The sequence below is a fragment of the Actinoplanes xinjiangensis genome, from assembly GCF_003148685.1.
Classification (GTDB): Bacteria; Actinomycetota; Actinomycetes; order Mycobacteriales; family Micromonosporaceae; genus Actinoplanes; species Actinoplanes xinjiangensis.
Genome location: NZ_QGGR01000015.1, coordinates 228,647 through 254,550, shown reverse-complemented (window position 1 = coordinate 254,550; position 25,904 = coordinate 228,647). Strand labels below are relative to the sequence as shown.

21 protein-coding genes are annotated in these 25,904 nt (G+C 69.9%); 7 read left to right on the top strand and 14 right to left on the bottom strand.

Translation table 11 applies throughout. The annotated features are described in order from the left end of the window. Positions 1–174 precede the first annotated feature (174 nt). On the top strand, positions 175–909 hold the full coding sequence (locus tag BC793_RS30550; RefSeq protein WP_239170310.1) for a M23 family metallopeptidase: 735 nt from the start codon (positions 175–177) through the stop codon (positions 907–909). On the opposite strand, the gene pcrA is transcribed toward BC793_RS30550, so the two are convergent. Continuing rightward, a complete protein-coding gene (pcrA, locus tag BC793_RS30545; protein ID WP_109598754.1) occupies positions 906–3,329 on the bottom strand; it encodes a DNA helicase PcrA in 2,424 nt (807 codons plus the stop codon). The two genes, BC793_RS30550 and pcrA, sit on opposite strands and share 4 nt — an antisense overlap. A 138-nt stretch (positions 3,330–3,467) precedes the next feature. On the opposite strand from pcrA, the gene BC793_RS30540 reads away from it, so the two are divergent. After that, positions 3,468–5,309, top strand: coding sequence for a bifunctional metallophosphatase/5'-nucleotidase (locus BC793_RS30540; protein WP_109598752.1), 1,842 nt, complete (start codon positions 3,468–3,470; stop codon positions 5,307–5,309). Positions 5,310–5,544: 235 nt separating this feature from the next. After that, positions 5,545–5,835, top strand: coding sequence for a chorismate mutase (locus BC793_RS30535; RefSeq protein WP_109598832.1), 291 nt, complete (start codon positions 5,545–5,547; stop codon positions 5,833–5,835). A 175-nt stretch (positions 5,836–6,010) separates the two neighbouring features. On the opposite strand, the gene BC793_RS50340 is transcribed toward BC793_RS30535, so the two are convergent. The 8 genes from BC793_RS50340 to BC793_RS30495 form a co-directional block, all read right to left on the bottom strand. Continuing rightward, the gene (locus tag BC793_RS50340; RefSeq protein ID WP_170167292.1) at positions 6,011–6,904 is read right to left on the bottom strand and encodes a hypothetical protein; all 894 of its coding nucleotides are present in this window, start codon (positions 6,902–6,904) and stop codon (positions 6,011–6,013) included. 217 nt (positions 6,905–7,121) lie between these two features. Beyond that, positions 7,122–8,093, bottom strand: coding sequence for an ABC transporter ATP-binding protein (locus tag BC793_RS30525; protein ID WP_109598750.1), 972 nt, complete (start codon positions 8,091–8,093; stop codon positions 7,122–7,124). Then, positions 8,086–9,117 carry an ABC transporter ATP-binding protein gene (locus BC793_RS30520; protein ID WP_239170309.1) on the bottom strand — a complete coding sequence of 344 codons (1,032 nt, stop codon included), beginning with the start codon at positions 9,115–9,117 and terminating at the stop codon, positions 8,086–8,088. Before BC793_RS30520 ends, BC793_RS30525 begins: the two co-directional genes overlap by 8 nt. A gap of 19 nt (positions 9,118–9,136) precedes the next feature. Continuing rightward, positions 9,137–10,051: an ABC transporter permease gene (locus BC793_RS30515; RefSeq protein WP_109598748.1), complete on the bottom strand. Its 915-nt coding sequence runs from the start codon at positions 10,049–10,051 to the stop codon at positions 9,137–9,139. Continuing rightward, positions 10,017–10,943, bottom strand: coding sequence for an ABC transporter permease (locus BC793_RS30510; protein ID WP_109598828.1), 927 nt, complete (start codon positions 10,941–10,943; stop codon positions 10,017–10,019). Before BC793_RS30510 ends, BC793_RS30515 begins: the two co-directional genes overlap by 35 nt. 128 nt (positions 10,944–11,071) lie before the next feature. Further along, positions 11,072–12,706 carry a peptide ABC transporter substrate-binding protein gene (locus BC793_RS30505; RefSeq protein ID WP_109598746.1) on the bottom strand — a complete coding sequence of 545 codons (1,635 nt, stop codon included), beginning with the start codon at positions 12,704–12,706 and terminating at the stop codon, positions 11,072–11,074. 243 nt (positions 12,707–12,949) lie between these two features. Then, a complete protein-coding gene (locus tag BC793_RS30500) occupies positions 12,950–13,618 on the bottom strand; it encodes a response regulator (protein ID WP_109598744.1) in 669 nt (222 codons plus the stop codon). Next, positions 13,615–14,919, bottom strand: coding sequence for an ATP-binding protein (locus BC793_RS30495; protein WP_109598742.1), 1,305 nt, complete (start codon positions 14,917–14,919; stop codon positions 13,615–13,617). Before BC793_RS30495 ends, BC793_RS30500 begins: the two co-directional genes overlap by 4 nt. Positions 14,920–15,006: 87 nt before the next feature. Here BC793_RS30495 and BC793_RS30490 point away from each other — a divergent pair, with 87 nt between their 5' ends. From BC793_RS30490 to BC793_RS30480, 3 genes are read left to right on the top strand one after another with little or no spacing between them, the layout of a single operon-like run. Continuing rightward, positions 15,007–16,365 (top strand): PspC domain-containing protein, encoded by a 1,359-nt coding sequence (locus BC793_RS30490; protein WP_109598740.1) that lies wholly within the window; start codon positions 15,007–15,009, stop codon positions 16,363–16,365. Then, on the top strand, positions 16,362–16,706 hold the full coding sequence (locus BC793_RS30485) for a hypothetical protein (protein WP_109598738.1): 345 nt from the start codon (positions 16,362–16,364) through the stop codon (positions 16,704–16,706). The genes BC793_RS30490 and BC793_RS30485 overlap by 4 nt, the downstream gene beginning before the upstream one ends. A 59-nt stretch (positions 16,707–16,765) precedes the next feature. Next, positions 16,766–18,013 carry a phosphatidylserine decarboxylase gene (locus BC793_RS30480; RefSeq protein ID WP_109598736.1) on the top strand — a complete coding sequence of 416 codons (1,248 nt, stop codon included), beginning with the start codon at positions 16,766–16,768 and terminating at the stop codon, positions 18,011–18,013. 115 nt (positions 18,014–18,128) lie between these two features. Here BC793_RS30480 and BC793_RS30475 read toward each other — a convergent pair whose 3' ends face one another. From BC793_RS30475 to BC793_RS30455, 5 genes are all read right to left on the bottom strand, one after another. Next, the gene (locus tag BC793_RS30475) at positions 18,129–19,094 is read right to left on the bottom strand and encodes a CDP-alcohol phosphatidyltransferase family protein (protein WP_373871254.1); all 966 of its coding nucleotides are present in this window, start codon (positions 19,092–19,094) and stop codon (positions 18,129–18,131) included. Positions 19,095–19,284: 190 nt separating this feature from the next. After that, complete coding sequence (locus tag BC793_RS30470; protein WP_109598734.1) at positions 19,285–20,181, bottom strand: NUDIX hydrolase; 897 nt, start codon at positions 20,179–20,181, stop codon at positions 19,285–19,287. Between the two features lie 5 nt (positions 20,182–20,186). Continuing rightward, positions 20,187–21,134 carry an NUDIX hydrolase gene (locus tag BC793_RS30465; protein ID WP_109598732.1) on the bottom strand — a complete coding sequence of 316 codons (948 nt, stop codon included), beginning with the start codon at positions 21,132–21,134 and terminating at the stop codon, positions 20,187–20,189. Between the two features lie 131 nt (positions 21,135–21,265). Beyond that, positions 21,266–22,813 (bottom strand): glutamine-hydrolyzing GMP synthase, encoded by a 1,548-nt coding sequence (gene guaA / locus BC793_RS30460; RefSeq protein ID WP_109598730.1) that lies wholly within the window; start codon positions 22,811–22,813, stop codon positions 21,266–21,268. Positions 22,814–22,850: 37 nt separating this feature from the next. Beyond that, positions 22,851–24,680 (bottom strand): S8 family serine peptidase, encoded by a 1,830-nt coding sequence (locus BC793_RS30455; protein WP_158319411.1) that lies wholly within the window; start codon positions 24,678–24,680, stop codon positions 22,851–22,853. A gap of 130 nt (positions 24,681–24,810) precedes the next feature. On the opposite strand from BC793_RS30455, the gene BC793_RS30450 reads away from it, so the two are divergent. Continuing rightward, positions 24,811–25,902 carry an LCP family protein gene (locus tag BC793_RS30450; protein ID WP_109598726.1) on the top strand — a complete coding sequence of 364 codons (1,092 nt, stop codon included), beginning with the start codon at positions 24,811–24,813 and terminating at the stop codon, positions 25,900–25,902. Positions 25,903–25,904 lie beyond the last annotated feature (2 nt).

Genomic DNA, 25,904 nt, shown 5'->3' with positions numbered 1-25,904 from the left:
TACCCGGTTGCGGCCTTTCTACCCGGTTGCAGCTCGGTTGAACTCCGGCTCCAGCCATCAGCGCACCCACCTCCCGGGCCGACAGGTACGTGACAGCACGACGTCACGGCAGCCGGGGGGAACATCCACGTGGGGCAGCATTCGTCATCCGGACGAGGTGGACGCCACCGCCAGGTGAGCCTGGGCCGGCACCGCGCCCCCGCCTTCCCCGCACTCTTCGCCACCCGTGGCCGTACCGTCCTCTCGGTGACCGCGCTGAGCGCCACCCTGGCCGCGGGTATCGGCGCCGCGAGCATGACCGCCTCCGCCGCCCCGGTCGCCGCCGGTGGTGACGGCCCGCCGACGGCCGCGCACGCCCCGGGGACCCTGCCGATCGTGCCGCCGGCCGGTGACGAGGCACCCGGCAAGACCCACGGACGGCCCCCCGCGATCCCGCGGGACGCCGGCCCGAACGCCGCACCCGCACGGCGCAAGACCCGGCCGCGGCCCCCGGTCCAGTGGACGCACCCAATCCCGTCGGCAGAGGTCACGTCCTGTTTCGGGCCACGCTGGGGCCGCCTGCACGCCGGTGTCGACCTGGCCGCGCCGCACGGCACGGCGATCGTCGCGGCCGGTGCCGGTGTGGTCGTCGCGGCCGGGCCGAACGGCGGGTACGGCAACGCGATCCTGATCGACCACGGCGACGGCTGGCTCACCCATTACGGGCACCTGTCGGCGATCGACGTCGAGGTCGGCCGGCGGGTCAAGGCCGGCGAGCAGATCGGCGACGAGGGCTCGACCGGGCATTCGACCGGCCCTCACCTGCACTTCGAGGTGCACCGCGGGCACTTCCCGAACCCGGTCGAGCCGACCGCGTGGATGCGCGGGCACGGTGTGGTGATCCCCGGCTGCCCCACCCCGGAGAGTTAGATCTTCTCGATCGGGGCGTGCCGCAGGATCAGCCACATCACCTGGTCGCCGAAGTCGATCTGGACCCGGGTCCCCGGGCCCTGCCCCTCGACCGCCAGGACGCGGCCCAGACCGTACCGCTGATGGTTGACCCGGTCGCCGGGGTCGACCTTCGGCGTCGACTTCAGATCGCTCGCGGTGGCCAGCTTGCTGGCGTCGATGCCGAGCCGCTCGGCGATGCGCTGTGCCTTCGGCGTGCCGCCGGAGAAGCCACCGCCGCGCTGGCGGTCGCCGGCGCCGAAACCACCGCCGCGGCCGCCCACCCCGCCGCCGGTCCCCGACCACGACGTGTACGACCCCCCGGTCCGTTCCCACCGCACCAGCTCGACCGGCAGTTCGTCGGTGAACCGTGAGGGCGGGTTGTACTGCGGTTGGCCCCAGGCCGACCGGGTCACCGCCCGGGACAGGTAGAGCCGCTGCCGGGCCCGGGTGATCCCGACGTAGGCCAGCCGGCGCTCCTCCTCCAGCTCGGAGTTGTCGCCGAGCGCCCGCATGTGCGGGAACACGCCGTCCTCCAGGCCGGTCAGGAACACCACCGGGAACTCCAGGCCCTTCGCGGTGTGCAGGGTCATCAACGTGACCACGCCCTGGTGGTCGGGGTCGTCATCGGGGATCTGGTCGGCGTCGGCCACCAGCGCCACCTGCTCGAGGAACCCGGCCAGCGTCGCGACCTGCTCCTCGCCCTCGTCGGCCAGTGACTCGACGCGCTCGGTGTACTCCCGGGCGACGCTCACCAGCTCCTGGAGGTTCTCCACCCGGCCCTGGTCCTGCGGGTCGAGGCTCTCCTCCAGCTCGCTGAGCAGGCCGGAGCGCTGCAACACCGCCTCCAGCACCTCCTCCGGCGGGGCGGACAGGGCCAGCGCCCGCAGGTCGTCGAGGAGCTGCACGAAGTCGTTGATGCTGTTGACCGCCCGGGTGGAGATGCCCGGCGCGTCCTTGGCCCGGCGCAGCGCCTGGCCGAAGGAGACCCGGTCGCGGGACGACAGCGCCTCGATGCACGCCTCGGCCCGGTCGCCGATCCCGCGCTTCGGCGTGTTGAGCACGCGCCGGATGCTGACGGTGTCGTCGTCGTTCACGATCGCGCGGAGGTAACCCAGCGCGTCGCGGACCTCCTTGCGCTCGTAGAAGCGCACCCCGCCGACCACCTTGTAGGGCAGGCCGACCCGGATGAACACCTCCTCGAACACCCGGGACTGCGCGTTGGTGCGGTAGAAGACGGCCACGTCACCGGGGCGCACGTCGTGGTTGTCGGTGAGCCGGTCGATCTCGCGGGCCACCCAGTCGGCCTCGGAGTGCTCGGTGTCGGCCACATAGCCGACGATCTGCTCGCCGTGCCCCTGGTCGCTCCAGAGTCGTTTGGGCTTGCGCGACGTGTTCCGGTCGATCACCGCGTTGGCGGCGGTCAGGATGGTCTGGGTGGACCGGTAGTTCTGCTCCAGCAGGATGGTCCGGGCATCCGGGTAGTCGCGCTCGAACTCCAGGATGTTGCGGATCGTGGCGCCCCGGAAGGCGTAGATCGACTGGTCGGCGTCACCGACCACGCACAGCTCCGACGGGTTCTCCAGGCCGACCAGCTCGCGGATCAGCGTGTACTGCGCGTGGTTGGTGTCCTGGTACTCGTCGACCATGACGTGCCGGAAGCGGCGACGGTACGCCTCGGCGACGTGCGGGTGCGACTGGAACAGGTGCACCACGGTCATGATGATGTCGTCGAAGTCCAGTGCGTGCGCCTCACGCAGCCGCCGCTGATACAACTCGTACGCCTCGGCGACGGCCCGCTCGTTCGGCCCCTTCGCGTTCGCCTTGTACTCGTCCGGCTCGATCAGCTCGTTCTTCAGGTTCGACACCTGGGCGGCCAGGCCCCGCGCGGTGTACCGCTTCGGGTCCAGGTCCAGCTCGCGCCCGACCAGCGTCATCAGACGGCGCGAATCGTCGGCGTCGTAGATGGAGAACGTGCTCTTCAACCCGGCGTGCTCGTGCTCGGCCCGCAGGATGCGCACGCACGCCGAGTGGAAGGTCGACACCCACATCATCCGGGCACGCGGCCCGACCAGATGGGCGACCCGCTCCTTCATCTCACCGGCGGCCTTGTTGGTGAACGTGATCGCCATGATCTCGCCGGGATGCACGTTGCGCTCGGCCAGCAGATACGCGATCCGGTGGGTCAGCACCCGGGTCTTGCCCGAGCCGGCGCCGGCCACGATGAGCAGCGGCCCCCCGGAATGGGTGACCGCATCGCGCTGAGGACCGTTCAGGCCGGTCAGCAGCTCCTGCGGATCGAGCCGGGGCGGCACCGGCCGCGGCGCCGGCCGGGGCGCCTCCGGAGTCCGCACCGCGGGCAGGGGGAACAGGGCGTCGGAAGGTTCTGAGGAAGGTCGCATCGCGCAAAACAGTGTATGCCGCACCCCCGACACGAATCCGACGGCGACCGGCCCCTCCATCAGCGGTGAACTATGCCTCCGGCACCTCTAGGCTGACCGGGTTGGTGAAGAAGTCTCTCCGATCGGGGGATCGATCCCATGCCTCTTCCGCAGCGGCGCCACCTCGCCGCGCCGATAGCCGTGCTCGCCGCCGCCGGGGTGCTCACCGCGCTCCCGGCCCCGCAGACCGCGGTCGCCGCCCCGCCGCCCGAGTTCGCCCCGGTCTCCGCGTCGTACGGCGTGCCGCAGGGCGCCACCGTGAAGGGCCAGTTCCTCAGTTACAACGACTTCCACGGTGCCATCGACCCACCGACCGGCAGCGGCGCGGTGGTCAACGCCGGAGGCACCAGCACCCCGGCCGGTGGTGTGGAGTACCTCGCGACGTATCTGAAGAAGCTGCGCGCCGAGGCGCAGGCCGAGGGCCGGCAGACGATCACCGCCGGTGCCGGCGACCTGATCGGCGGGACCCCCCTGGTCAGCGCCGCCTTCCACGACGAGCCGACGATCGAGTTGATGAACCAGATCGGCCTCCAGGTGAGCTCGGTCGGCAACCACGAGTTCGACGAGGGCGTCGCCGAGCTGATCCGGATCCAGCGCGGTGGCTGCCACCCGGTCGACGGATGCCAGGACGGCGACCCGTACCGCGGTGCGCGGTTCACCTATCTGGCCGCCAACACGATCAGCAAGAAGACGAAACTGCCGATCCTGCCGCCGATCGACATTCGGTTCGTGAACGGTGTGCCGGTCGGGTTCATCGGCATGACGCTGGAGGGTACGCCGAGCATCGTCAACCCGGCCGGCATCAAGGACGTCACCTTCACCGACGAGGTGCAGACCGCCAACAAGTGGAGTTCGGTGCTGACGCTCTTCGGCGTGAAGGCGCAGGTCCTGCTCCTGCACGAGGGTGGTTCGCAGGGTTCCGCCACGCCGACGCCGGGCGTCTCGGACTGCACCGGCTTCTCCGGGCCGCTGGTGCCGATCGTGGCCGGGCTGAAGCGGGAGATCAGCGTCGTCGTCTCCGGGCACACGCATCGCTTCTACTCGTGCAAGCTGCCGAACAGCACGGGTGCCGACACCGTCGTCACCAGCGCCGGCAGCAACGGGCAGCTGATCACCGACATCGACTACACGCTGGACCGCCGGACCGGGCGGTTCACCGAGATCACCGCGAAGAACGTGATCGTCGAGAACGGCGTGCCGGACGGCAACGGTGGCTGGAAGCGGGACGCCGCCGGGGCGTACCTGAAGAATCCGGACACCGTCGACGCGGCCGCCAGGACCGTCGCCGACAAGTACCGCACCGCGGTCGCACCGATCGCGAACCGGCTGGTCGGCAGCATCAGCGCGGACATCGTCCGGACCACGACGGCGGCCGGTGAGAGCCCGCTCGGTGACGTGATCGCCGACGCGCAGCTGGCGTACACGCGGTCGGCCGGCGCGCAGATCGCCCTGATGAACCCCGGCGGCATCCGCGCCGACCTGGACGCCGATCAGACCAGCGGCGGTGAGCCCTACGGCCAGGTGACGTACGGCGAGGCGTTCACCGTCCAGCCGTTCAACAACCTGGTCGTCACCCAGAGCTTCACCGGTGCGGAACTCAAGGACGTGCTGGAGCAGCAGTTCGTCGGGTTCGCCGGGCAGACCACCCAGCGGATCCTCCAGGTGTCGGCCGGCCTGACCTACACGTGGAGCGCATCGGCCGCACCCGGCTCGAAGATCCGCAACCTGTCGCTGAACGGAACGCCGATCGACCCGGCCGCGAACTACCTGGTGACCACGAACGACTTCCTGGCCAACGGCGGCGACGGGTTCAGCAACCTGAACCAGGGCCCGGACGGACGGGTCACCGCACCGGGCTTCGACGTGGACGCGCTCGTGGCACACCTGGCCACCGGCCCGATCGCGCCGGGGCCCGCCGACCGCATTTCGACCACCTCCTGATCAGCGCAGACTTTCGTCCCAACACTCGGGCGGTTTCCTTGCGGGACCGTCCGAGCCGGGGGCATACTCGGCTCGTGATCCAGCAGGCGCGATCGTTTACCTATGGCACCGGAAGCCCGGCAGCCGTAGGTCGCTCCTGAACCCCAGACCTACATCAAGCCCCGGGCCTCCCAGCCCGGGGCTTGATGCTGTCCGGGCCTGGGTGGCCGGGACCCCAGCACCCGAGGAGCAGGACATGACCGCCGACGTGATGGACCAGACCACCGGCGCGGGCGAGGACGCGGCCGCCGCGAAGATCCGTGCCATTCGTGAACGCATCAACGAGATCGACGAGACGATCATCGAGCTGTGGCAGGAACGCGCCGCGCTGTCTCAGGAGGTCGGCAAGACCCGGATGGCCAGCGGCGGCACCCGCCTGGTGCTGGCCCGGGAACGGGAGATCATCGAGCACTTCCGCGAGGCCCTGGGGCCGGACGGCACCCAGGTCGCGCTGCTGCTGCTGCGCTCGGGCCGCGGCCCGCTCTGACAGTCGGGCCCGGCCGGACACCCGGGAAAAGGACTGCAGCCGGGCCGATGTCGGCCCGGCTGCAGTAGGCAACCATCGTGAAAGGGTGTTCTTCCGTTCACGGGAGCAGCGTCGCGTCCTGGATTCCGGAGTCGGTGCCGCTACATCCCGTGACCCCTACCCGGTTGCTACTTCCTTAGCGGCCGCCGCCATTGCCACCGGCGATGACGCCGGCAATGGCACCGCCACGGCCGCCACCGTTACCGCCCGCGATGACGCCGGCGATGGCACCGCCACGGCCGCCACCGTGGCCACCCGCGATCGCGCCGCCGATGGCGCCGCCCCGGCCGCCACCGTTGCCGCCACCGAAACCGCCGCCGTGGCCGCCGCCGTGGCCGCCACCGAAGCCGCCGCCGCGGCCGCCGCCGTGACCGCCACCGTGACCGCCACCGAAGCCGCCGCCACCGCCGTGGCCGCCACCGAAGCCGCCGCCGTACCAGCCGCCGCGGCCGCCACCGTGGCCGCCGCCGTGACCGCCGTGGCCCCAGTGACCCGGGTGACCCCAACGGTTGCCCCAGCCGTGGCCGCGGTTGCCGTAGCGCCACCAGCTGTTGAAGCCGGTGCGGTACCCGAACGGGCTGATCCCGACCGGGCTGGCGACCCAGGCACGCCACTGCGGGCCGTACGCCAGGAAGCTGTCACCCGAGAAGCGGAACGCCTGGGTGGTGTAGAAGCTCTGGAAGCCCGCCGCGCCCCAGTTGCAGTCGTCGGGGTCGACCGCGAGCGCGTACGCCCCCGGACGGACGCCGATGACCCCGGCCGGGACGACCGAGACGGTGTTGCAGCTGTAGGCGGAGCTGGCCCAGAAGCCACGCGAGCCACCGAGCACGGCGGCGCGCTGGCAGCCGACCCGCGAGCCGTAGTACCCGACCACTGCGGTGCCGTACGGGATGTACTGCTGAACCGCGGCGTTCTCCGGCTTGGCCACGGCGGTGGTGGTGCTACCGGCCATTGCCGGCGCCGCCGCGACACTTGCACCGGCCAGAAGGCCGAGCCCGGCCATCGTCACCGAACGCATCGTCTTGTTCATGCTGTTTACCGTTTTCCTCTCGAGTAGGTATCTCGGTAAACAGACGGTGCCATATCGGACTAACTAGTCAAAGTCTCTGAAGTAGCGCTTTCGTCTAGCAAATTATGCTCTTTCATTTGACCCCGAACGTAGAGTCGATCTCCCGGCGCAGTCGTTGAGGAAGAGCCTCGGGCCGGGAGATCACGGATCTCCCGGCCCGAACTCTCGCAGGTCAGGCTCATCGTCCCCGGAGGACGCCGCCGATCTCGGCGAAATGGCAGGCGCTCGGGTGCGGCGAGCGCTCCCGGATCTGCAGCACCGGCTCCTGGTCGGCGCAGATCTGCTGCGCCTTCCAGCAACGGGTGCGGAAGCGGCATCCGGACGGCGGGTTCGCCGGCGACGGGACGTCGCCCTCCAGGATGATCTGCTTGCGGTGACCCCGCAGGCGCGGGTCCGGCACGGGCACGGCCGAGAGCAGAGCCTGGGTGTACGGGTGGGTCGGCTGGTCGTAGATCGCGACGTCGTGCCCCTGCTCGACGATCTTGCCGAGGTACATGACGGCGACCCGGTCGGAGATGTGCCGGACCACGGACAGGTCATGGGCGATGAAGATGTACGACAGCCCGAAGTCGTCCTGCAGCCGCTCCAGCAGATTGATCACCTGCGCCTGGATGGACACGTCCAGCGCCGACACCGGCTCGTCGCAGACGATGATCTCCGGCTTGAGGGCCAGCGCCCGGGCGATGCCGATGCGCTGCCGCTGGCCGCCGGAGAACTGGTGCGGATAGCGGTTGATGTGGTCCGGGTTCAGCCCGACCGTGTCGAGGAGGTCCTGCACGGCCTGCTGCCGCTTGCCCTTCGGCACCACCTCGGAGTGGATCTCGAACGGCTCGCCGATGATGTCGCCGACCGTCATCCGCGGATTGAGCGAGGTGTACGGGTCCTGCAACACCATCTGGATGTTGCGGCGGGCCCGGCGCAGGTCGCCGCCCTTGAGCCGGGTCATGTCCTGGCCGCGCACCGAGACCGCCCCGGACGTCGGCTTCTCCAACCCGACCAGCAGCTTGGCCAGCGTCGACTTGCCGCAGCCGGACTCGCCGACCACACCGAGCGTCTCGCCCCGGCGCAGTTGCAGGTCCACCCCGTCGACCGCCCGGACCTCCTTGAAGTGCTTGACCAGGTTCTTGGTCTCGAGGACGACGTCACTCACCGAGGACCTCCCGGAAGAAGTGGCAGCGGGCGGTGCGGCGGGGCGCGATCGCGTACGCCGGTGGCGCCGGATCCTGCCGGCACGGCTCCTTGGCGTATCCACAGCGCGGGTGGAACGCGCATCCGGCGGGGATGTCGGTCAGCGCGGGCGGCAGGCCACGGATGGCGGTGAGCGGCTGGCCCTTCAGGTCGAGGCGGGGAATCGACTCGAGCAGGGCCCGCGTGTACGGATGACCGGGCCGCGCGTAGATGTCGTAGACCGGCGCCTCCTCGACGACCCGGCCGGCGTACATCACCGAGATCCGGTCGGCCACGTCCGCGACCACGCCCATGTCGTGGGTGATCAGGATGAGGCCCATGTTGCGCTGCTGCTGGAGCTCGGCGAGCAGCCCCATGATCTGGGCCTGCACGGTGACGTCGAGCGCCGTGGTGGGCTCGTCGGCGATCAGCACCTCGGGGTCGAGGGCCAGCGCCATGGCGATCATGACGCGCTGCCGCATACCCCCGGAGAACTGGTGGGGGTAGTCGCTGATCCGCGCCTTGGCCGCCGGGATCCGTACCTGGTCGAGCAGTTCGATCGCCCGCCTCCGGGCGTCCGCCCGCGACATGCCGCGGTGCGCCCGGAACAGTTCGGCGAGCTGGAAGCCGACCGTGTAGACCGGGTTCAGCGCGGACAACGCGTCCTGGAAGATCATGGCGATCTTGTTGGCGCGTACCCGGCGGCGCTCCGTCTCCCGCAGTTTCAGCAGGTCGACGCCGCGGTACCGGACCTCGCCACGGCTGATGTGCGCGGGCGGAGTGTCCAGGATCCCCATGATCGCCTGAGCGGTCACCGACTTGCCGCAGCCCGACTCGCCTAGGATCGCCAGGGTCTCGCCGGGATTCAGCCAGAAACTCGCCCCGTTCACGGCCTTCGCGACGCCGTCCCGGGTACGGAACTCGACGTGCAGGTCGTTGACCTGGAGCAGGGGTGCGCGCGGGTCCAGTCCGGGTAGGACGTCCGACTGCGCCTTGATGTCGGTCACAGGATCACCATCACCTTTGTCACCGCAGCTTCGGGTCGAAGGCGTCGCGGATGGCGTCGCCCAGCATGATGAAGGCCAGCACCGTGGCGGCGAGGAACACCGACGGCCAGACCAGCGGCGCGGCTGCCGCCCGGGCGTGTTTCTGGGCGTCGGCGATCTGCAGCCCCCAGCTGATCGCCTCGCCCTTCAGCCCCACCCGGAGGTAGGACAGCGTCGCCTCCGCCGCGATGTTGGCACCCAGCAGCAGGGCCATCACCACGATGAACGGGGCGATCGCGTTCGGCAGGATGTGCCGGAACATCAGCCGGGCCGGGCTGGCGCCGAGCATCCGGGCCGCCGCCACATAGTCCTGATTCTTCGCCGCGACCACCGAGGAACGCATCACCCGGGCCGCCGAGGTCCAGGTCAGCAGGCCGAGCGTGAGTGTCACCGCGGTGACACCGTCGTCACCGGCGCCGGAGAGCCGGCCGGAGAAGACCACCGCGCCGAGCAGGAACGGGATGCCGAGCACGATGTCGATGCCGCGGGACAGGACGGCGTCGACCGCGCCGCCGAAGTAGCCGGCGGCCATGCCGAAGCACAGGCCGATCAGACCGGCCAGCAGGGTGGAGACCAGTCCGACCTGGATCGAGTTGCCGGCGCCGTGCACCGTACGGGCGAGCACGTCGCAGCCCTGGAAGTCGTACCCGAACAGCGCCCCGCCGGACGGGCCGTCGTGCTGCCTCGACAACGCGCAGTCGGTGGGGTCGGCAGAGGTGAACAGCGTCGGGAAGAACGCCATCAGCAGGATCAGGAAGACCAGGACGGACGAGGTCCAGAAGATCTTGCTACGGCGCAGATCGTTCCACGCGTCGCCGGCGAGGCCGCGCGGCCGGCTGTCGACCATGGCGGTGGTGGGGTCACTCATAGCGGATCCTGGGGTCGAGGGCGGCATAGAGCAGATCGACGACGAGGTTCATGACCAGGAAGACGATCACCAGAACACTGACGAAACCGACCACCATCGGCCCGTCCTCGGTGCGGATGCCCTGGGCGAGTTTGGAGCCGACGCCCGGGATGTTGAAGACCTCCTCGGTGACGAGCGCGCCGGACATCAGCACGCCCAGATCGACACCGATCAGGGTGATGAACGGGATCAGCGAGTTGCGCAGCACGTGCACCCAGATGATCCGGCGCGGAGCCAGGCCCTTGGCCCGGGCGGTCCGCACATAGTCGGCACGCAGGTTCTCCACCACTGAGGTACGGGTGACCCGCAGCTGGGTGGCCACCACCGTGGTGGCCAGCACGATGGCCGGCAGCAGCAGCGCGTAGAAGGAGGCGTTGCGGGACGCGGTCGCCGGGAACCAGCCCAGCTCCATCCCGAAGATCCACTGGGCGACCGGTGCGAGGACGACGATCGGCAGGGCCAGCAGCAGGAGGGTGAACGCCAGGACGCCGTTGTCGAAGATCCCGCCCCGGCGGATGGCCGACCAGACACCGGCGGCGAGGGCCAGCCCGGCCGCGAGCACGAGCGCCATGAACGACAGTTGGACGGTCACCGGCCAGGAGCTCTCGAGCAGTGCGGAGATGTCCCGGCCGGAGATCGACTCACCGAGATCGCCGGTGAGCAGATTGGTCATGTAGTACCAGTACTGGCCGAGGAGACCCTCGTCCAAGTGGTAACGCTCAGTGAGCGCTTCTCGCAGAGAGTCACTTACTGGTTTCTCGCCCGCCAGCGCCTGGATGGGGTCGTCCTGGTTGGCGAACATCAGCGCGAATACCACGAAGGTGGCCCCGAAGAACGTCAGGATCATCTGCAGTAGGCGCCGCACGATGTAGCGGAACATACGGATTCGAACTTCTTCCGCGAAGGAGCGCTGGCCTCGTGAGCCGGCGACGGGAAAGGTCGGTTCACACAGTAGTGGCGTCACGGTCGCATACGCTCCGTGACGCCACCAGTGTGCAAGGCGTCAGATCAGACGACTGTTTCGATCTCGTACAGGTTCACCTTGCTGAACAGGTCCATCTCGACGTTCGCCACCCGCTCGGAGTAGCCGAAGACGTTCTGGCCGTACCGCAGCGGGATGACCGGCATCTCGTCGGCGAGGATGTCCTCCGCGGCCTGCCACTTCTTGATCGACGCCTCCGGCGAGGACGCCTCCGAACCCTGCTTCACCAGCGTGTCGAAGGCGGTGCTCGACCAGCCGTAGTAGTTCGAGCCGCCGTTGGTGCCGTACAGCGGGTTGAGGTAGTTCTCCATCAGCGGGTAGTCCATGATCCAGCCGAGACGGATCAGGCCGATGTCCTGCTTGTTCTGGAGTTTGTCCTGCATGACCGCGAACTTCGGCTCCTGCTCGCCGATGCACTTGACCTGCAGCGACGCACGGATCTGGTTGCAGGTGGCGTCGACCCAGGACTTGTGACCACCGTCGACGTTGTAGGTGATCTTGATTTCGTCCGGGCCGCCGTTCTCCCGGTACAGATCACGCGCCTTCGTCGGGTTGTAGTTGCACGCATCGCCGCAGCTGTTCTCGCGGAAGCCGCTCACCACCGGGGAGACGAACGCCTTCGCCGCCGTGCGGGAGCCCAGGAAGATCTGGGAGGCGATCTCCTCCCGGTTGATCGCCATCGAGATCGCCTTGCGGACGTTCGCGTTCTTGTACTGGGGGAGGAAGGTCGGGAAGCCGATGAACTCGAAGACCGAGTTCTCGCTCTTCAGGAACCGCTCACCGAGGTCGGCCGGAGCGTTGGCCAGCGCGTCCGTCGGGATCGCGGTCTGCACGTCGAGGTTGTTGCTGACCAGGTCGGCGTACGCGGCCATCTGGTCCCCGTAGATCTTCCAGGTCACGCCGTCGATCTTCGGGACCACGCCCTTGAAGTCGCTGTACTTCTCCACGACGATCTTGTCGTCGTGCTCCCAGCTGCCCTTCATCTTGAAGGGGCCGTTACCGATCAGCTTGTCCTCGAACCCCTTGGCGATCACGCCGTCGGAGGAGAACGCCGCCTTGGGCAGCGGGTAGAACACCGAGTAGGCGATCACCGACTTGAAGCTGGCGAACGGGGCGGAGAGCGTCACCGTGAAGGTCAGGTCGTCGATCTTCTTCAGCCCGGACATCTTGTTGGTCGCCGGCTCCGGCGCCTTCTCCGGGCCGGCACCGTCGGGGTCGAGCGGGTTCAGGTCGGCGTATCCGGCGATCCGCTCGAAGAAGTAGCCACCACCCTGGGCGTTGGGCTTGTAGGCGCCGTAGTTCCACGCGTCGATGTAGTTCTGCGCGGTGACCGGCTCGCCGTTGTGGAAGGTGTAGCCCGGCTTGAGCTTGATGGTCCACAACCGGTTGTTCTTCGACGCCGAGATCTTCTCGGCGGCGACCTCGACCGGCTTCTTCTCCGCGTCGAAGCTGACCAGCGGGTAGAAGAGGGAGTTGAGGACCTGCGCGCTGCTGCTGTCGGTGGCGTTGGTGGGGAGAAGGTGTTGCGGCTCGTTGATGCCGATCACGACCGTGTTGGCGGTGGCCGTCGGGTCTTCCGAATCACCACTGCCACAACCGGCGACCAACAAGGAGATGGCGGCCGCTACGGCCGCCATCTTCCACGGGCGTTTCCCAAGCATGGGAGAGCCTCCTTCAGGGGCGCTCACGAGGGGTGTGTGAGTAGCAGCCACTGTGACACAGAGGCATCAAAACCCGGAGCGCCGTTACCAAGCCGATATTAGGCGGCTACGTCCGCAGAAAGTCTCATGAGCGACCGTTTAGGCGGGTTTACCCGTCCTGAACTGGGACAACTCCATGCGGCTTCCGGCGCAGCACGGAGCGCAGCCTATCTGAAAAACCCTCAAGAAACCTGCCCGGAAGGGTCAGACCAGACGCCGATCGGCTGCCCATCGTGACAGTTCGTAACGGTTACTCATCTGCAATTTACGCAGAACGTTCGAAACGTGTGTCTCGACGGTCTTGATGGAGATGAAAAGCTCCTTGGCGATCTCCTTGTACGCATACCCCCGCGCGAGCAGCCGCAGAACCTCCCGCTCGCGGTTGGTGAGCTGGTCCAACTCGGGGTCGGCGACCGGCACGTCGGGCCGGGAGGCGAACGCGTCCAGCACGAACCCGGCCAGCCGCGGACTGAACACCGCGTCGCCGTCGGCCACCCGGCGCACCGCCGCAGCCAGCTCGTCCGGGGAGATCGTCTTGGTCACATAGCCCCGCGCGCCGGCCCGGATGAGACCGATCACATCCTCCGCGGCGTCGGACACCGAGAGGGCGAGGAAGCGGACCTGCGGGTGGGAACGGCGCACCGACTCCAGCACCGCCCGGCCACCGCCGTCGGGCATGTGCACGTCGAGCAGGACCACGTCCGGCTGGACCGCGGCGATCCGGCTGATCGCCTCGCTCACCGTGCTCGCCTCGCCCACCACGTCGACGTGGGCGCCCAGCTCGGCGCGCACCCCGGCGCGGAACATCGCATGGTCGTCGACCAGGAACACGTTGAGCCGACGGGCTTGCGGCTCGATCAGGGGCTCGGTCATCGCACAGACTCCTTACCAGCGGTCACACTCTCCCGCGACACGGGAAGCATGAGCCGCACCTCCGTACCGTCCCCGGGACTGCTGCGGATCTCGGCCCGCCCACCGTGGCGCTGCATGCGCCCGATGATCGACCCCCGCACCCCGTGACGGGTGTCCGCCACGCCGCTGACATCGAAGCCGGCGCCGCGGTCCCGGATGAATACGCTCAACTCATCCTCCTCCACCTCGGCGTAGAGCGAAACCGTCTGCACGCCCGCGTGCCGGGCCGCGTTGACGAGCGCCTCACGGCCCGCCGCGACCAGCGCCGCCACCCGGTCGTCGCACTGGGTGTCGCCGACCACGACGGTCTCCACGGTGATCGCGTAGGTGTCCTCCACCTCGGCCGCGGCCTGCTCCAGTGCGGCGGCGAACCGCTCGGTCGGCGACGCGGTCGGCCGGTAGAGCCAGTTGCGGAGGCTGCGCTCCTGCCCGCGGGCCAGGCGCTGCACCTCCTTGATGTCGGTGGAGTTGCGCTGGATCAGGGCGAGCGTGTGCAGCACCTGGTCGTGGATCATGGCAGCCAGCTCGGCCCGCTCCTGCTCCCGGATGCGGCCCTCGCGCTCGGCCCGCAGCTGGCCGAACGTGCGCCAGACCAGCGGGGCGACCACGACGCCGACCCCGAGCAGACCGACGAAGGCGAAGATCACGCCGTTGAAGACGGCCGAGAAGGAATCGGTCGGCGAGTAGACCGCGACCACGCCGATGATCCCGACGGCGACCAGGATGCCGCCGCCGATGAAACGGAAGACGAACGAGCGCCGGTCACCCTCCGACACCATCGCCGTGAACCAGGGGGTGGACGCGAGATTCTCCGACTGCGCGTCGCGGCGGCTCGGATCCGACTGGTGCCAGATCACCCCGGCGCCGACCGCGATCACCGCGATCATCCAGCCGGCGGTGGTGGCCACCTGGTCCTCGAAGAGCTGGGCCTGCAACAGGACCACGCCCATGCCGATGGCCGCGAACGGCATCAGGGCGCCCAGGTCACGGCGGGGCGGCTCCTCGTCGCCCCGCGCCTCCTGCGGCAGGACCGCCCAGTAGGCGGCGTAGAGCAGCAGGCCGAGGGCGTTGAAACCGAGCAGGACGACGAGCGTGATGCGGACGGCCAGCACCGGCAAGCCGAGGTGGCGCGCCAGGCCGGCGGCGACCCCGGCGACGATGCGCTGGTCGCGCGGCCGGTACAGCCGGCGCGGCGGTGGTGCGGCAGCGGTACTCACCCTCTGATCGTCACACGTGGCGCAAGACCCGGCCACGGGGAACATCCCCGGTCCTCGGGCCGGATATCTCAGGGTGGCCTCAGGGTCGGCTCCGGAAGCGACTGGGGTGGGCGGGCGAGCAGGATCGAGAGCATGAACGACGAACCCCCCGGTGCCGGTCCCACGAAGGACGACCAGGCGCCTTCCGGCCGGCCCGGCGGAGGCTTCCCGCCCGGCTCCCACATGCCTCCCTGGGTATCCGCGGCGTCCGCCGCGTGGTCCCGTCAGCAACTGGTCCGCCCCCGGCAGGGGCGATACGTGGCCGGGGTCTGCGGCGCCGTGGCCCGGGCGACCAACACCGACCCGGTGCTGTGGCGCGTCCTGCTCGCCGTCCTGGCCGTCCTCGGCGGCAGCGGCGTCCTGCTCTACCTGATCGGCTGGCTGATCATGCCGTCCGAGGGCGACACCGCCTCACCGGTCGAGTCGCTGCTCGGCAAGGGCCGGTCCGGCATGCAGCCGCTCTCGGTGGTGCTGCTCGGCGGAGCCGCGTTCCTCACGTTCGCCTTCATCGTCAACAGCGGCGCCCGTGCCGGCACGCTCGCCGCCGCGGTGATCCTCGGCGCGTTCCTGCTGATCAAGAGGAGCGGCGCACCCTCGTTTCCGGCCACCGCGTCACCCGGCCCGGCGCCGGCCGCGCCGCCGCCGGGTGCCGAGGAGCCGACGGTGGCGTTCGTGGCGGCGCCCACGGCCGCACCGGCCGATGAACCGCTGATCACGCCGCCGGCCTACACCCCGCCACCGCCGCCGGCCCCGCCGGCCGGAGGTTTCCGGCCGCCGTTCGCGCCGCACGGCCCGTTCGCCGGGCCGACACCGCCGCCGCCCGCGCCGCCGGCCCCGCCCAAGCCGCCCAAACCGCCGAAGGAGCGGTCGATCCTCGGCCGGCTGACCTTCTTCGCCGTCGTCATGGTGACCGGCCTGATCGGCGTGCTGGACATGGGCGGCGTGGACGTGGACATCTCGGCCTACTTCGCGGCCGCCCTGGCCACCACCGCGCTCGGGCTGCTCGTCGGCGCCTGGTTCGGCCGGGCCCGCGGACTGATCGCGCTCGCCCTGGTGCTCAGCTTCGCCCTGGGGGTGTCGTCCGGGCTGGAGCGGTTCGGCCGCGAGTGGACGCCGAGCATCTACCGGCCGACCACCCTGGCCGGGGTCGCCGACACCTACGAGTTCAACGCCGGCAACGTCACCCTGGACCTGCGCCAGGTCGACTTCGCCGGGCAGACCCAGAGCACCTCGATCGACATGAAGCTCGGCCAGCTCAAGGTGCTGCTGCCGGAGAAGGTCGACGCCACGGTCGAGGCCGGGGTGGAGGGTGGCCGTCTCGTCCTCTTCACCGAGGAGTTCGCCGACAGTTCGTACCGGCAGGCCACCGACCTGGGCCGGGACGGCGCCGGCGGTGGCACGCTCAACCTGGACATCCGTCTCGAGGCGGGCAACGTGGAGGTGATCCGATGAAGGCGCACCGGATGGACGGGGTGTCGCTGACCTTCGGCCTGATCTTCCTGATGATCCCGCTCTGGTGGGCGGCCTCCCAGGTGATCGACCTGGAGTTGCCGGCGGTCGGCTGGATCGTGGCGGGCGGGCTCATCTTCTTCGGGGTGGTCGGCCTGCTCGGGGCGATCCGCTCGGGGCGCCGCGAGGTGCCTCCGGCCCCGGTCCCGGCCGCCGCGACGGTCGAGACGCCCGGCGATCTGCCACCCGAGATGCACGCCTCGATCGTGCGGGAGCTGCTCGACGATCCGGCCGACAAGTTCGCCCGCGATCAGGAGTCCACCGAGCGTCCCCGCCAGGATTGAGACGCCCGCGACCCCGCCCACGGGACGACCATCCGTGGGCGGGGCAATATGCTCGCGTGATGACCGCGTTTCCGACTGTTTCCGTGGCGCCCGTCCCCGGCGTGGGTGACCGGGCCGCCCGCACCCTGACCGCCGAGTTCGCCCGGCAGAACGCGGCCACGTCCGCACTGCTGGTCGGCGCCGACCATGCCTCGGCCGTGGTGGCCGCAGCCGTCGAGGCGCTGCTCCCGGGCGACACCCTCACCCTCGTCCCCGGCGTCAACAGCAGCACCGACCTGCTCCGTGGCCACATCACCGGCCTCGGCAGCTGGGTCGCCGACCGGGTGAAAGTCGTGGAGTCCCTCGACGAGGCCCAGCCCTCCGACGTGGTGATCGTCGGTGAGCCGCTGACCGGCACCGCCGAGGAGACCCGCGCCCTGATCGACCGCCTTGGTAAGTACCTCGCCGACGGTGCCGTCCTGTCACTGGCCGCGCCGGCCGGTCCCGGCCGTACTCAGGGGGCCGCCGCCGAGCTGTTCCGGCAGGGCGCCCTCTTCGGTGTCGGCTCCGACCTGGTGGTCCGCAACCAGCCGCCGCTGCGCGTGCACAAGCTGCGGTTCAGCCCGGCCGAGGTCTCCACCGCGGCGACCCTGGCCCCCGCGTTCCGGACGTCCAGCGTGCCGCTGACCCGCACGATGCACATCGACTCCAACGGCGTCGCCGCGGCCGGCATCACGCTCGGCCTGGCCGCGCTGGCCCGCCGTGCCCGTCCGCAGTCGAAACTCTGGCTGGTGCCGGCGCTGCTGGCGGCCCCGGTGGCGGCGTTCTTCCGCGACCCGGAGCGGGACGTCCCCGGCGACCCGACGGCGGTGGCCTCGGCGGCCGACGGCAAGGTCCTGTCGGTCGAGCGGATGCGTGACGAGCGCTTCGGTCCGGACGAGTTCCTGCGGATCGCGGTCTTCCTCTCGGTCTTCGACGTGCATGTCAACCGGGCGCCGGTGGCCGGCCGGGTCGCCGACTACTTCGTCGAGGAGGGCGGCTACGCCAACGCGGCCACCGCCGCGGCCGAGCACAACGTGGCGGCCTACACCGTGCTCGACACCGAGCACGGCACGGTCGCGATCGCGCAGCGGACCGGTCTGATCGCCCGCCGCATCGTGCAGCGGGCACCGGTCGGCACGCTCCTGGCCAAGGGCGAGCGCTACGGGCTCATCCGGTTCGGCTCGCGGACCGACGTCTACCTGCCCGCCGATCGCGCGGAGTCCCTGGTGTCGGTCGGCGAGCGGGTCGTCGGCGGTTCCACCGTCATCGCCCGTTTCACCAGCTGACCATCCGGTATGACCGGTGAGGCGACCGCGGCCATCCCGCGGCCGCCTCACCGCGAACAGTCCCGATACGAAAAGGCCGCCTCCCGGTGGGAGGCGGCCTTCTCGATGTCGGTCGTCAGGCGGTGCGGCGGGTGCGCATCCACAGGAGCGGGCCGCTGACCAGGTAGGTCGCGACGATCAGGACGAACGTCATGCCGGGCTCGAGCAGGGCACCGACGATCGGCAGGAGCCACAGCCACGGCGGCAGCTTCAGCAGGCGGGCGAGCTTCGCATACGGGAAGCTGGAAACCATCGCGAACGCCAGCAGGGTGACCCCGGCGAGCTGAACCATGCCGGGCAGCGGCAGGCCGATCAGCACGGTGAGCGCGAGGACCGCGGCGACCATCGTGGTGGGGACGCCGCAGAAGAACCGGCCGTCCTTCGGAGAGACGTTGAACCGGGCCAGGCGGATCGCGGCACAACCGGCGACCAGGGCGGTCGCGATCGCGGCGGCGGCCTGCGGCACCTGGTCGGCGAGCGAGGCGTAGACCACCACGGGGGCGGCGAGACCGAACGAGCACATGTCGGCGAGTGAGTCCATCTGCGCGCCGAACGGGCTGGCCACACCGAGCTTGCGGGCGAGCGCGCCGTCCAGGCCGTCGAAGATGACGCAGGCGACCAGGCAGGCCGCGGCGATCCGGACCTGACCGTCCATGGCCAGGAAGATCGCCAGCAGGCCGAGGCCCAGGCTGGCCAGGGTGCAGGCGTTGACGAGCGCGAAACTCGCACGGCGCGACATGGTGCGCTCACCGGGGAGCAGCGGAATGGAAACCGGCGCCGGATCCGACCCGTCGACGGAAACATCCACAGGAACCCCCGGTGCGGGAATCGTGAGAGTCCGCGCCGAGTCCGATCCGATGTGCAGCACCTCGGCCCGGGTCGCGGTCGCGGCCCGCCCGGTCTCGGCGGAGCGGCGGCCCACCCGAACCAACAGGGCCTGCCGGGCGAGACTTCCGCCCCGGCGCAGCCGGCCTGCCCAACGACGCCCGGCGGGACGGGGACTATCCGTCGGTCGACGCCGGCGCCAAGGGGTACTCGGCACGTGCTTCCTCCATGGAGTTCGGGTGTTCCGCCGGGGCCTTGCGAGCTCGGCGAAATTGCGGGTTACACCATCGCACAGCCGGAGGGCCTTGGCGAGAGGTGAACGATCCAGGGGGTTCAACCACGAGAGCTGACTGTTTCATTCCCCGAGCGGACCGATGGACACGTCCTCAACCTTCCGAGTTTCGATTTTAGCCCGTCCGGCCCAGTGCATCCCGGGTCAGCTCGGTGAGGGGCAGGTTGCGGGCCTGCTCAAGCGTGCACCAGGCGGCTTCGGCGGTCGATCCGCCGGCCGCCTCGGTGACCGCCGCGACGGTCGGTTCCGGCACCGTGACCTGGTAGACCACGCGGATCACGTGCCATTCGAGCGGCACTCCCTCGGGTCCGACCGCGGCCGGATCGTAGCGGTGCGAGACGCCGACCAGGCCGGTGATCCGTCCCCGTTGGGACGTCTCCTCATGGAGTTCGCGGGCGAGGGCGCCCTCCGGTGTCTCGCCGAAGTCGGTGCCACCGCCGGGCAGATGCCAGCGGCCGCCACCGGGGTAACCGTCCGCGATCCGGGTCAGCAGGATTCGCCCGGCCGGGTCGGTGGCCAGGGCGTACGCTCCGAAGCGCTGCACCGGGCCGGTCCGCTCGGGCGTGAGACCGGCCGGCAGCTCGCCGAGGTCGGCCGGCGGGAAGGTGACGCCGAGGACCCCCGCCGTGAACGGCAGCAGGGGCCGGGCCGCCACGTCGGCCGGAGCGACCCAGGCGACGAGGTCGGTGGTGCCGTCCGCCTCCGGGGTCAGCTCGCCGCCGGTCACCGCCACGTCGTAGACGATGCGGTCGGTGTGCTCGACGGTGCCGTCCGGCAGGCGGGCCAGGTCGGCGAGGACGGTCCGCACGCCGGTGATCCGGACGGCGAGGCCGGTCTCCTCGGCGAACTCCCGGACGACGGTGTCATCCGGGTGCTCGCCGTGGTCGATGCCACCGCCGGGCAGGGACCACACGCCGGGGAACGCGCTGGCGTCCGATCCGCGGGTGAGCAGCACACTGCCGTCGGCGGAGCGGCACACACCGTACGCCGCCGCCCGTCTTTTGATCTTCACCCGCTCTAGATTAGCCGCGCCGCCCGTAGCGCATCGGCGGTCACCTCGGTGAGCTGGTCGGGGCCGAGCGCCGCGACCTCGGTGAGCGGCATCCATCGGGCCTCGGAGGTGGAACCGCCCACGTCGTGAATGGTGACCTCGGTCGGCTTGTCGACGACGACCCGGTAGAAGGCCCGGACCCCGTGCCAGTCGATGGGGTAGCCCTCGGGGCCCAGCGAGGCGGCGTCGCGGTGGCTGGCCACCCCGAGCAGCTCGACGAGGCGGCCCTCCTGGCCGGTCTCCTCGACGAGTTCGCGGATCAGTGCCGCGCCGGGCTGTTCGCCGTAGTCGGTGCCGCCGCCGGGCAGGTGCCAGCAGCCGGCCCCCGGATAGCCGGCGGAGATCCGGGTGAGCAGCAGATTCTGGAACGGGTCGGTGGCGATCGCGTAGGCCGCGAAGCGCTGTGCCCGGTGCAGGCCGTCCGGTCCCTGGTAGGCGTAGAAGGACGGGAAGACCGGCGCCTCCTCGGGCCGCAGGTCACCGGCGTTGGCGGAGAGCCCGAGCGCGGCCGCGGTGAACGGCCGGAGCTTGAGTTTCTCCGCCTCCGCCAGGGTGTACCAGCGGGCCAGGTCGGTGGGGTGGCCGACCCGGTCGATCAGGTTGCCGCCGCGTATCGACACCGAGTAGATCAGCCGGTCGGTATGGATGGTGACGCCGCGGTGCGGCATGGAGCGCATGTCGGCGAGCACGTCGTGCAGCCCCGAGACGGCGACGGAGAGGCCGGTCTCCGCCGCGGTCTCGCGGACGACGGTGTGGTTGGGATCTTCGCCGTGGTCGACGGCGCCGCCGGGCAGCGACCAGACTCCGGGGGTACCGGATCGGGACGATGCCCGGACCAGGAGAACGCGGCCCTCGTCGTCACGGGCGACGGCGTAGGCGGCGATCCTGCGGAGCGGTTCCAGTGCGGGGGTCACGGGCCGCAATTCTGCCCGCGATTTGTTACCTCTCAAGAACTTCTGTCAAATTCCTGACAGTGGGATAGCGGTGAGTAATCGCAGCTCAGGGCGGGTTACGCCGCCCTGGGCGATTGATCCACTACCGAACGTCACTCCCACTCGATGGTGCCCGGCGGCTTGCTCGTGACGTCCAGCACGACTCTGTTGATCTCGCGGACCTCGTTGGTGATCCGGTTCGAGATCTTGGCGATCAGGTCGTACGGCAGCCGCGACCAGTCCGCGGTCATGGCGTCCTCGGAGGAGACCGGCCGCAGCACCACCGGGTGCCCGTAGGTCCGGCCGTCACCCTGGACACCCACGCTGCGCACGTCGGCGAGCAGCACCACCGGGAACTGCCAGACCTCGCGGTCCAGGCCGGAGGCGGCCAGCTCCTCGCGGGCGATCAGGTCGGCCGCGCGCAGAACGTCGAGACGCTCCCGGTCGACCGCGCCGATGATCCGGATCGCCAGGCCGGGGCCGGGGAACGGGTGCCGCTGCACGATCTCGTCGGGCAGGCCCAGCTCCTTGCCGATCGCGCGGACCTCGTCCTTGAACAGGGTGCGCAGCGGCTCGATCAGGGCGAACTGGAGGTCGTCGGGCAGGCCGCCGACATTGTGGTGCGACTTGATGTTCGCCGTACCGGTGCCACCGCCGGACTCCACCACATCCGGGTAGAGGGTGCCCTGGACCAGGAACTCGATGTGCCGCTCGGCGTCCAGCTTGCGGGCTTCCGCCTCGAACGTCCGGATGAACTCCCGGCCGATGATCTTGCGCTTCTGCTCCGGGTCGGTCACGTCCTTCAAAAAGCCGAGGAACTGCTCCTCCGCGTCGACGACGATCAGCCGGACGCCGGTGGACGCGACATAGTCCTTCTCCACCTGGGCCGCCTCGCCCGCACGGAGCAGGCCGTGGTCGACGAAGACGCAGGTGAGCTGGTCACCGATGGCCTTGTGGACCAGGGCCGCGGCGACCGCCGAGTCGACACCACCGGAGAGCGCGCAGAGCACCTGCTTGTCGCCGACCTGCCGGCGGATCAACTCGACCTGGTCGTCGATGATGTTGTCCGGTGTCCAGGTGGGCTCGATGCCGGCGATGTCGTACAGGAAGCGCTTGAGCATCTCCTGGCCCTGGTCGGTGTGCGCCACCTCGGGGTGGAACTGCACACCGGCACGCCGGGAGGTGAGGTCCTCGAAAGCGGCGACCGGGGCGCCGGGGGTGGAGGCGGTGACCGAGAAGCCGTCGGGGGCCACCGCGACGCTGTCCCCGTGGCTCATCCACACCGGCAGATCGGCGGGGAGGTCGCGGAGCAGGGTGCCGCCGCGGCTCTCCAGAACGGTCCGCCCATACTCCCGGGCGCCGGTGTGCGCGACGGTGCCGCCGAGCGCCTGGGCCATCGCCTGGAAGCCGTAGCAGATGCCGAAGACCGGCACGTCGCTGTCGAACAGGCCGGCGTCGAGGGTGGGTGCCCCCGGCTCATAGACGCTGGACGGGCCACCGGAGAGGATGATCGCGGCGGGATTCTTCGCCAGCATCTCGGCCACCGGCATCGAGTGCGGGACGATCTCGGAGTAGACACGGGCCTCGCGGACCCGGCGGGCGATCAACTGAGCGTACTGGGCGCCGAAGTCGACGACGAGAACGGGACGCGGGGTGCTCACCCGGCGAGTTTACCGACGGGTGAGCACCCCGACCCGGTCAGGCTCGGTAGTACGTGCGGATCGTCGTGTACCTCACGTTGCCCGCCTTGTCGTACGCCCGGATCCGGACCTTCATCGTCTTCTTCTGGCTCGCCACCTTGAAGCTGAGCAGGTAGCCCGCCGTCCGGTCGGTCGCCACGACCTTCCCGTTCACGATCAGCTCGACCTTGCTGATCCCGGATTTGTCGGCGGCCTTCGCGTACACCTTGACCGTGCCCTTGACCTTGGCCTTGTTGGCCGGGGCCTTGGTGATCGAGACCGAGGGCGCGAGGTTGTCGGCGGTGTACCAGCGCGCCGGCAGCCAGAGGTGGTTGCCGGCCTTGTCGTAGACCAGCAGCTGCACCTTGACGGCGCCGTTCCGGGTGCCCGTCTTCAGCACCGGGGCGAACGGGGCGACGTAGTCCCAGTTGTGCCACTTGCCGTCGACGTAGAGGTTCACGTTCCGGACGCCGGACCAGTCGTCGGTCAGGCCGTACAGGTTGATCGCCACGTTGCCGCGGACCTTGCTGTTCGCCGCCGGGGCGAAGCCGGTGGCGGACGGCGCCCTGGTGTCACCGCCGGTGTTGATCGCGCGGACCGCGTCGACCGTGCCGAACTGCGTCCAGGTGTTGTCCCGGCGCCCCGAGTTGGTGATCGCATACCGCAGGCCACCACCGGCGTAGTTCGGGTGAGCCGACGCGACGAGCGCGGCCACGCCGGAGACCAGCGGCGCCGAGAAGGACGTGCCCTGCACCCCGTAGTCGTCGTAGACCAGCTCGCCGGTCCGCGGGTCGTACTGCTTGACCCAGCACGACGAACGGCTGTCGTAGCAGTAGGTGCCGTTGTACTGCATGGCCGCCGTGATGCCCGGGGCCGCGACGTCCACCCAGCTGCCGAAGTTGGAGAAGCCCGCGCGGGCCCGGCCGCCGGTGCGGGTGTTGGTGGCACCCACGGCGAGCACGTCCGCGTACGCCGCCGGGTAGCTCTTGCGGCTGGTGTTCTCGTTGCCGGCCGCCGCGACCACCAGGGCGCCCTTGCCGTTCGCGTAGGCCACCGCGTCCTGGAGCACCGCCGAGGTGGCGGTACCGCCCAGCGACAGGTTGATGATCTTCGCGCCCTTCTGGGCGGCGTAGATGACGCCCTTGGCGATGCTCGAGTGGTAGCCCTGGCCGGCCCCGTTGAGCGCCTTCACCGGCAGGATCCGGCACTGGGCACAGACGCCCGCCATCCCCTTGCCGTTGTTCGGCGTCGCCGCGATCAGCGAGGAGACCATCGTGCCGTGGCCCTCGTCGTCGGACGGGTAGCCGTCGTTGTTGTGGAAGTCGTATCCGGACAGGACCTTGCCGGCCAGGTCACCGACCGCGTTCACGCCGGTGTCCACGACCGCGACCGTCACCGTCGACCCGGTGGTGGTGTCCCACGCGGCCGGCACGTTCATCTGCGCCAGCTCGGGCTGACGGTTCTGCGCGATCCAGGGGTCATTCGGAGTGACTTCGGCCTTCTGGACCTGCGGGTCGACCTCGACGTACGCGACGTTCGGGTCGGCCTTGAGAGCGGCGGTCACCGCCGCGGCGCGGGCGCCCGGCACCTCGATCGCCTTGGCCCGGATCTCGCTGAGCAGTCGGCGGGCGGTGCTGTCGCCGTCGGCCGTCGGCAGACCGAGCCGCTGAAGGCTGGGCAGCGTGACGTCGGCCGCCACGCCGGAGCGCAGGCCGACCAGCAGACGGACCGGAAGTGCCTGGCCGGAGCCGGTCACCGACGCACCCGCGACCGGTGCCAGGACCACTCCGGCGGACAGCGTGGTGGCGGCGGCGAAACCTACGATGACCCGCCGTCGGATGGAATTCATTCTCGGACTGCCTCCCCGTGGGCGATCCGCCGCGGTCCGGCGAATCGCCGCGCCAGCGTACCGGTGATCTTGAATTTCGCAATAGCCCACGGCATTGAGCGTTACCGCGATGTCATTTACTGTTCCCGCTATGCGGAACAGCAAGATCACCTGGTCGATCGTGGCCGGCGTCGCATTGGCCCTGATCGCCGGAGTCGGCGTAGCCATCGCGGTGAGCCGGCGCTCGTCCGGGCCCGCCGCCGCGCCGGCCGTGTCGAGCAGCGCCGTCCCGCTCGCGAGCATCACACCGAGCGCGCCGCCGCCGTCACCCGGCGCCGACATCAAGGGGCCGCTCGACCTGGTGCTGGTCGGCGTCGACACCCGGGTGAGCATCCCCGACTGGGAGCCGCACGCCGACACGATCATGCTGATGCACGTGGAGGCGGACCTGCGGTCCGCCTATCTGTATTCGCTGCCCCGGGACCTGCGGGTGGATATTCCGGCATATCGGAAGTCTGGATTCCGCGGCGGGAAACACAAGATCACCGAGGCGATGAGCCGCGGTTCCCGGATTCCGGGATCGGACAAGAAAAGCGTCGAGCAGGGTTACGAACTGCTCACGAAAACTCTCAGCGCGTATACCGGGATCAAGACGTTCCACGGTGGCGCGATCCTCAATTTCCGCGGCCTCGACAAGCTGGTCGACCAGCTCGGCGGCATCGACATGCGGATCGACCAGACGGTGAAGTCGCGGCACCGCAAACCGGACGGTTCGATGCGGACCCTCTCCGGCGGCGACTACATCGGACCGCAGGCCGTCTACCAGCCCGGCACCCGGCGCCTGGTCGGCTGGCAGGCCATCGACTACGCCCGGCAGCGGTACGGGCTGCCCAACGGCGACTACGACCGGCAGCGCCACCATCGGCAGATGGTCGAGGCGATCCTGGCCAAGGCACTGTCGCAGGGACTGAGCGACCCGGCGAAGCTCGGCTCGGTGATCAACGCGCTCGGCGACTCCCTGGTCTACCTGGGCGGGCGTACCCCGTTCGAGTACGCCTACGCGCTCCGCGACCTCACCGCCGCCGGGATCACCACGGTCAGCCTGCCCGGCGAAGGTGTCGGCAGCGGCGGCGGATACCTCGGTGAGCAGCTCAAGACCGAGGGACGCGGGTTCATCCAGGCACTCGCCAAGGGCAGCCATCGCCGATACCTCGCAGGACACCCCAAACTGGTCGACAAGTGATG

Bases quoted from the DNA above. Each gene is read 5' to 3' on its own strand.
- BC793_RS30455 (WP_158319411.1), bottom strand. From the start codon at position 24,680: ATGAATTCCATCCGACGGCGGGTCATCGTAGGTTTCGCCGCCGCCACC.
- BC793_RS30485 (WP_109598738.1), top strand. From the start codon at position 16,362: ATGAAGGCGCACCGGATGGACGGGGTGTCGCTGACCTTCGGCCTGATC.
- BC793_RS30515 (WP_109598748.1), bottom strand. From the start codon at position 10,051: ATGCCGCCCTCGACCCCAGGATCCGCTATGAGTGACCCCACCACCGCC.
- pcrA (WP_109598754.1), bottom strand. From the start codon at position 3,329: ATGCGACCTTCCTCAGAACCTTCCGACGCCCTGTTCCCCCTGCCCGCG.
- BC793_RS30500 (WP_109598744.1), bottom strand. From the start codon at position 13,618: ATGACCGAGCCCCTGATCGAGCCGCAAGCCCGTCGGCTCAACGTGTTC.
- BC793_RS30450 (WP_109598726.1), top strand. From the start codon at position 24,811: ATGCGGAACAGCAAGATCACCTGGTCGATCGTGGCCGGCGTCGCATTG.
- BC793_RS30535 (WP_109598832.1), top strand. From the start codon at position 5,545: ATGACCGCCGACGTGATGGACCAGACCACCGGCGCGGGCGAGGACGCG.
- BC793_RS30510 (WP_109598828.1), bottom strand. From the start codon at position 10,943: ATGTTCCGCTACATCGTGCGGCGCCTACTGCAGATGATCCTGACGTTC.
- BC793_RS30495 (WP_109598742.1), bottom strand. From the start codon at position 14,919: ATGTTCCCCGTGGCCGGGTCTTGCGCCACGTGTGACGATCAGAGGGTG.
- BC793_RS30505 (WP_109598746.1), bottom strand. From the start codon at position 12,706: ATGCTTGGGAAACGCCCGTGGAAGATGGCGGCCGTAGCGGCCGCCATC.
- BC793_RS30540 (WP_109598752.1), top strand. From the start codon at position 3,468: ATGCCTCTTCCGCAGCGGCGCCACCTCGCCGCGCCGATAGCCGTGCTC.
- BC793_RS30490 (WP_109598740.1), top strand. From the start codon at position 15,007: ATGAACGACGAACCCCCCGGTGCCGGTCCCACGAAGGACGACCAGGCG.
- BC793_RS50340 (WP_170167292.1), bottom strand. From the start codon at position 6,904: ATGAACAAGACGATGCGTTCGGTGACGATGGCCGGGCTCGGCCTTCTG.
- BC793_RS30480 (WP_109598736.1), top strand. From the start codon at position 16,766: ATGACCGCGTTTCCGACTGTTTCCGTGGCGCCCGTCCCCGGCGTGGGT.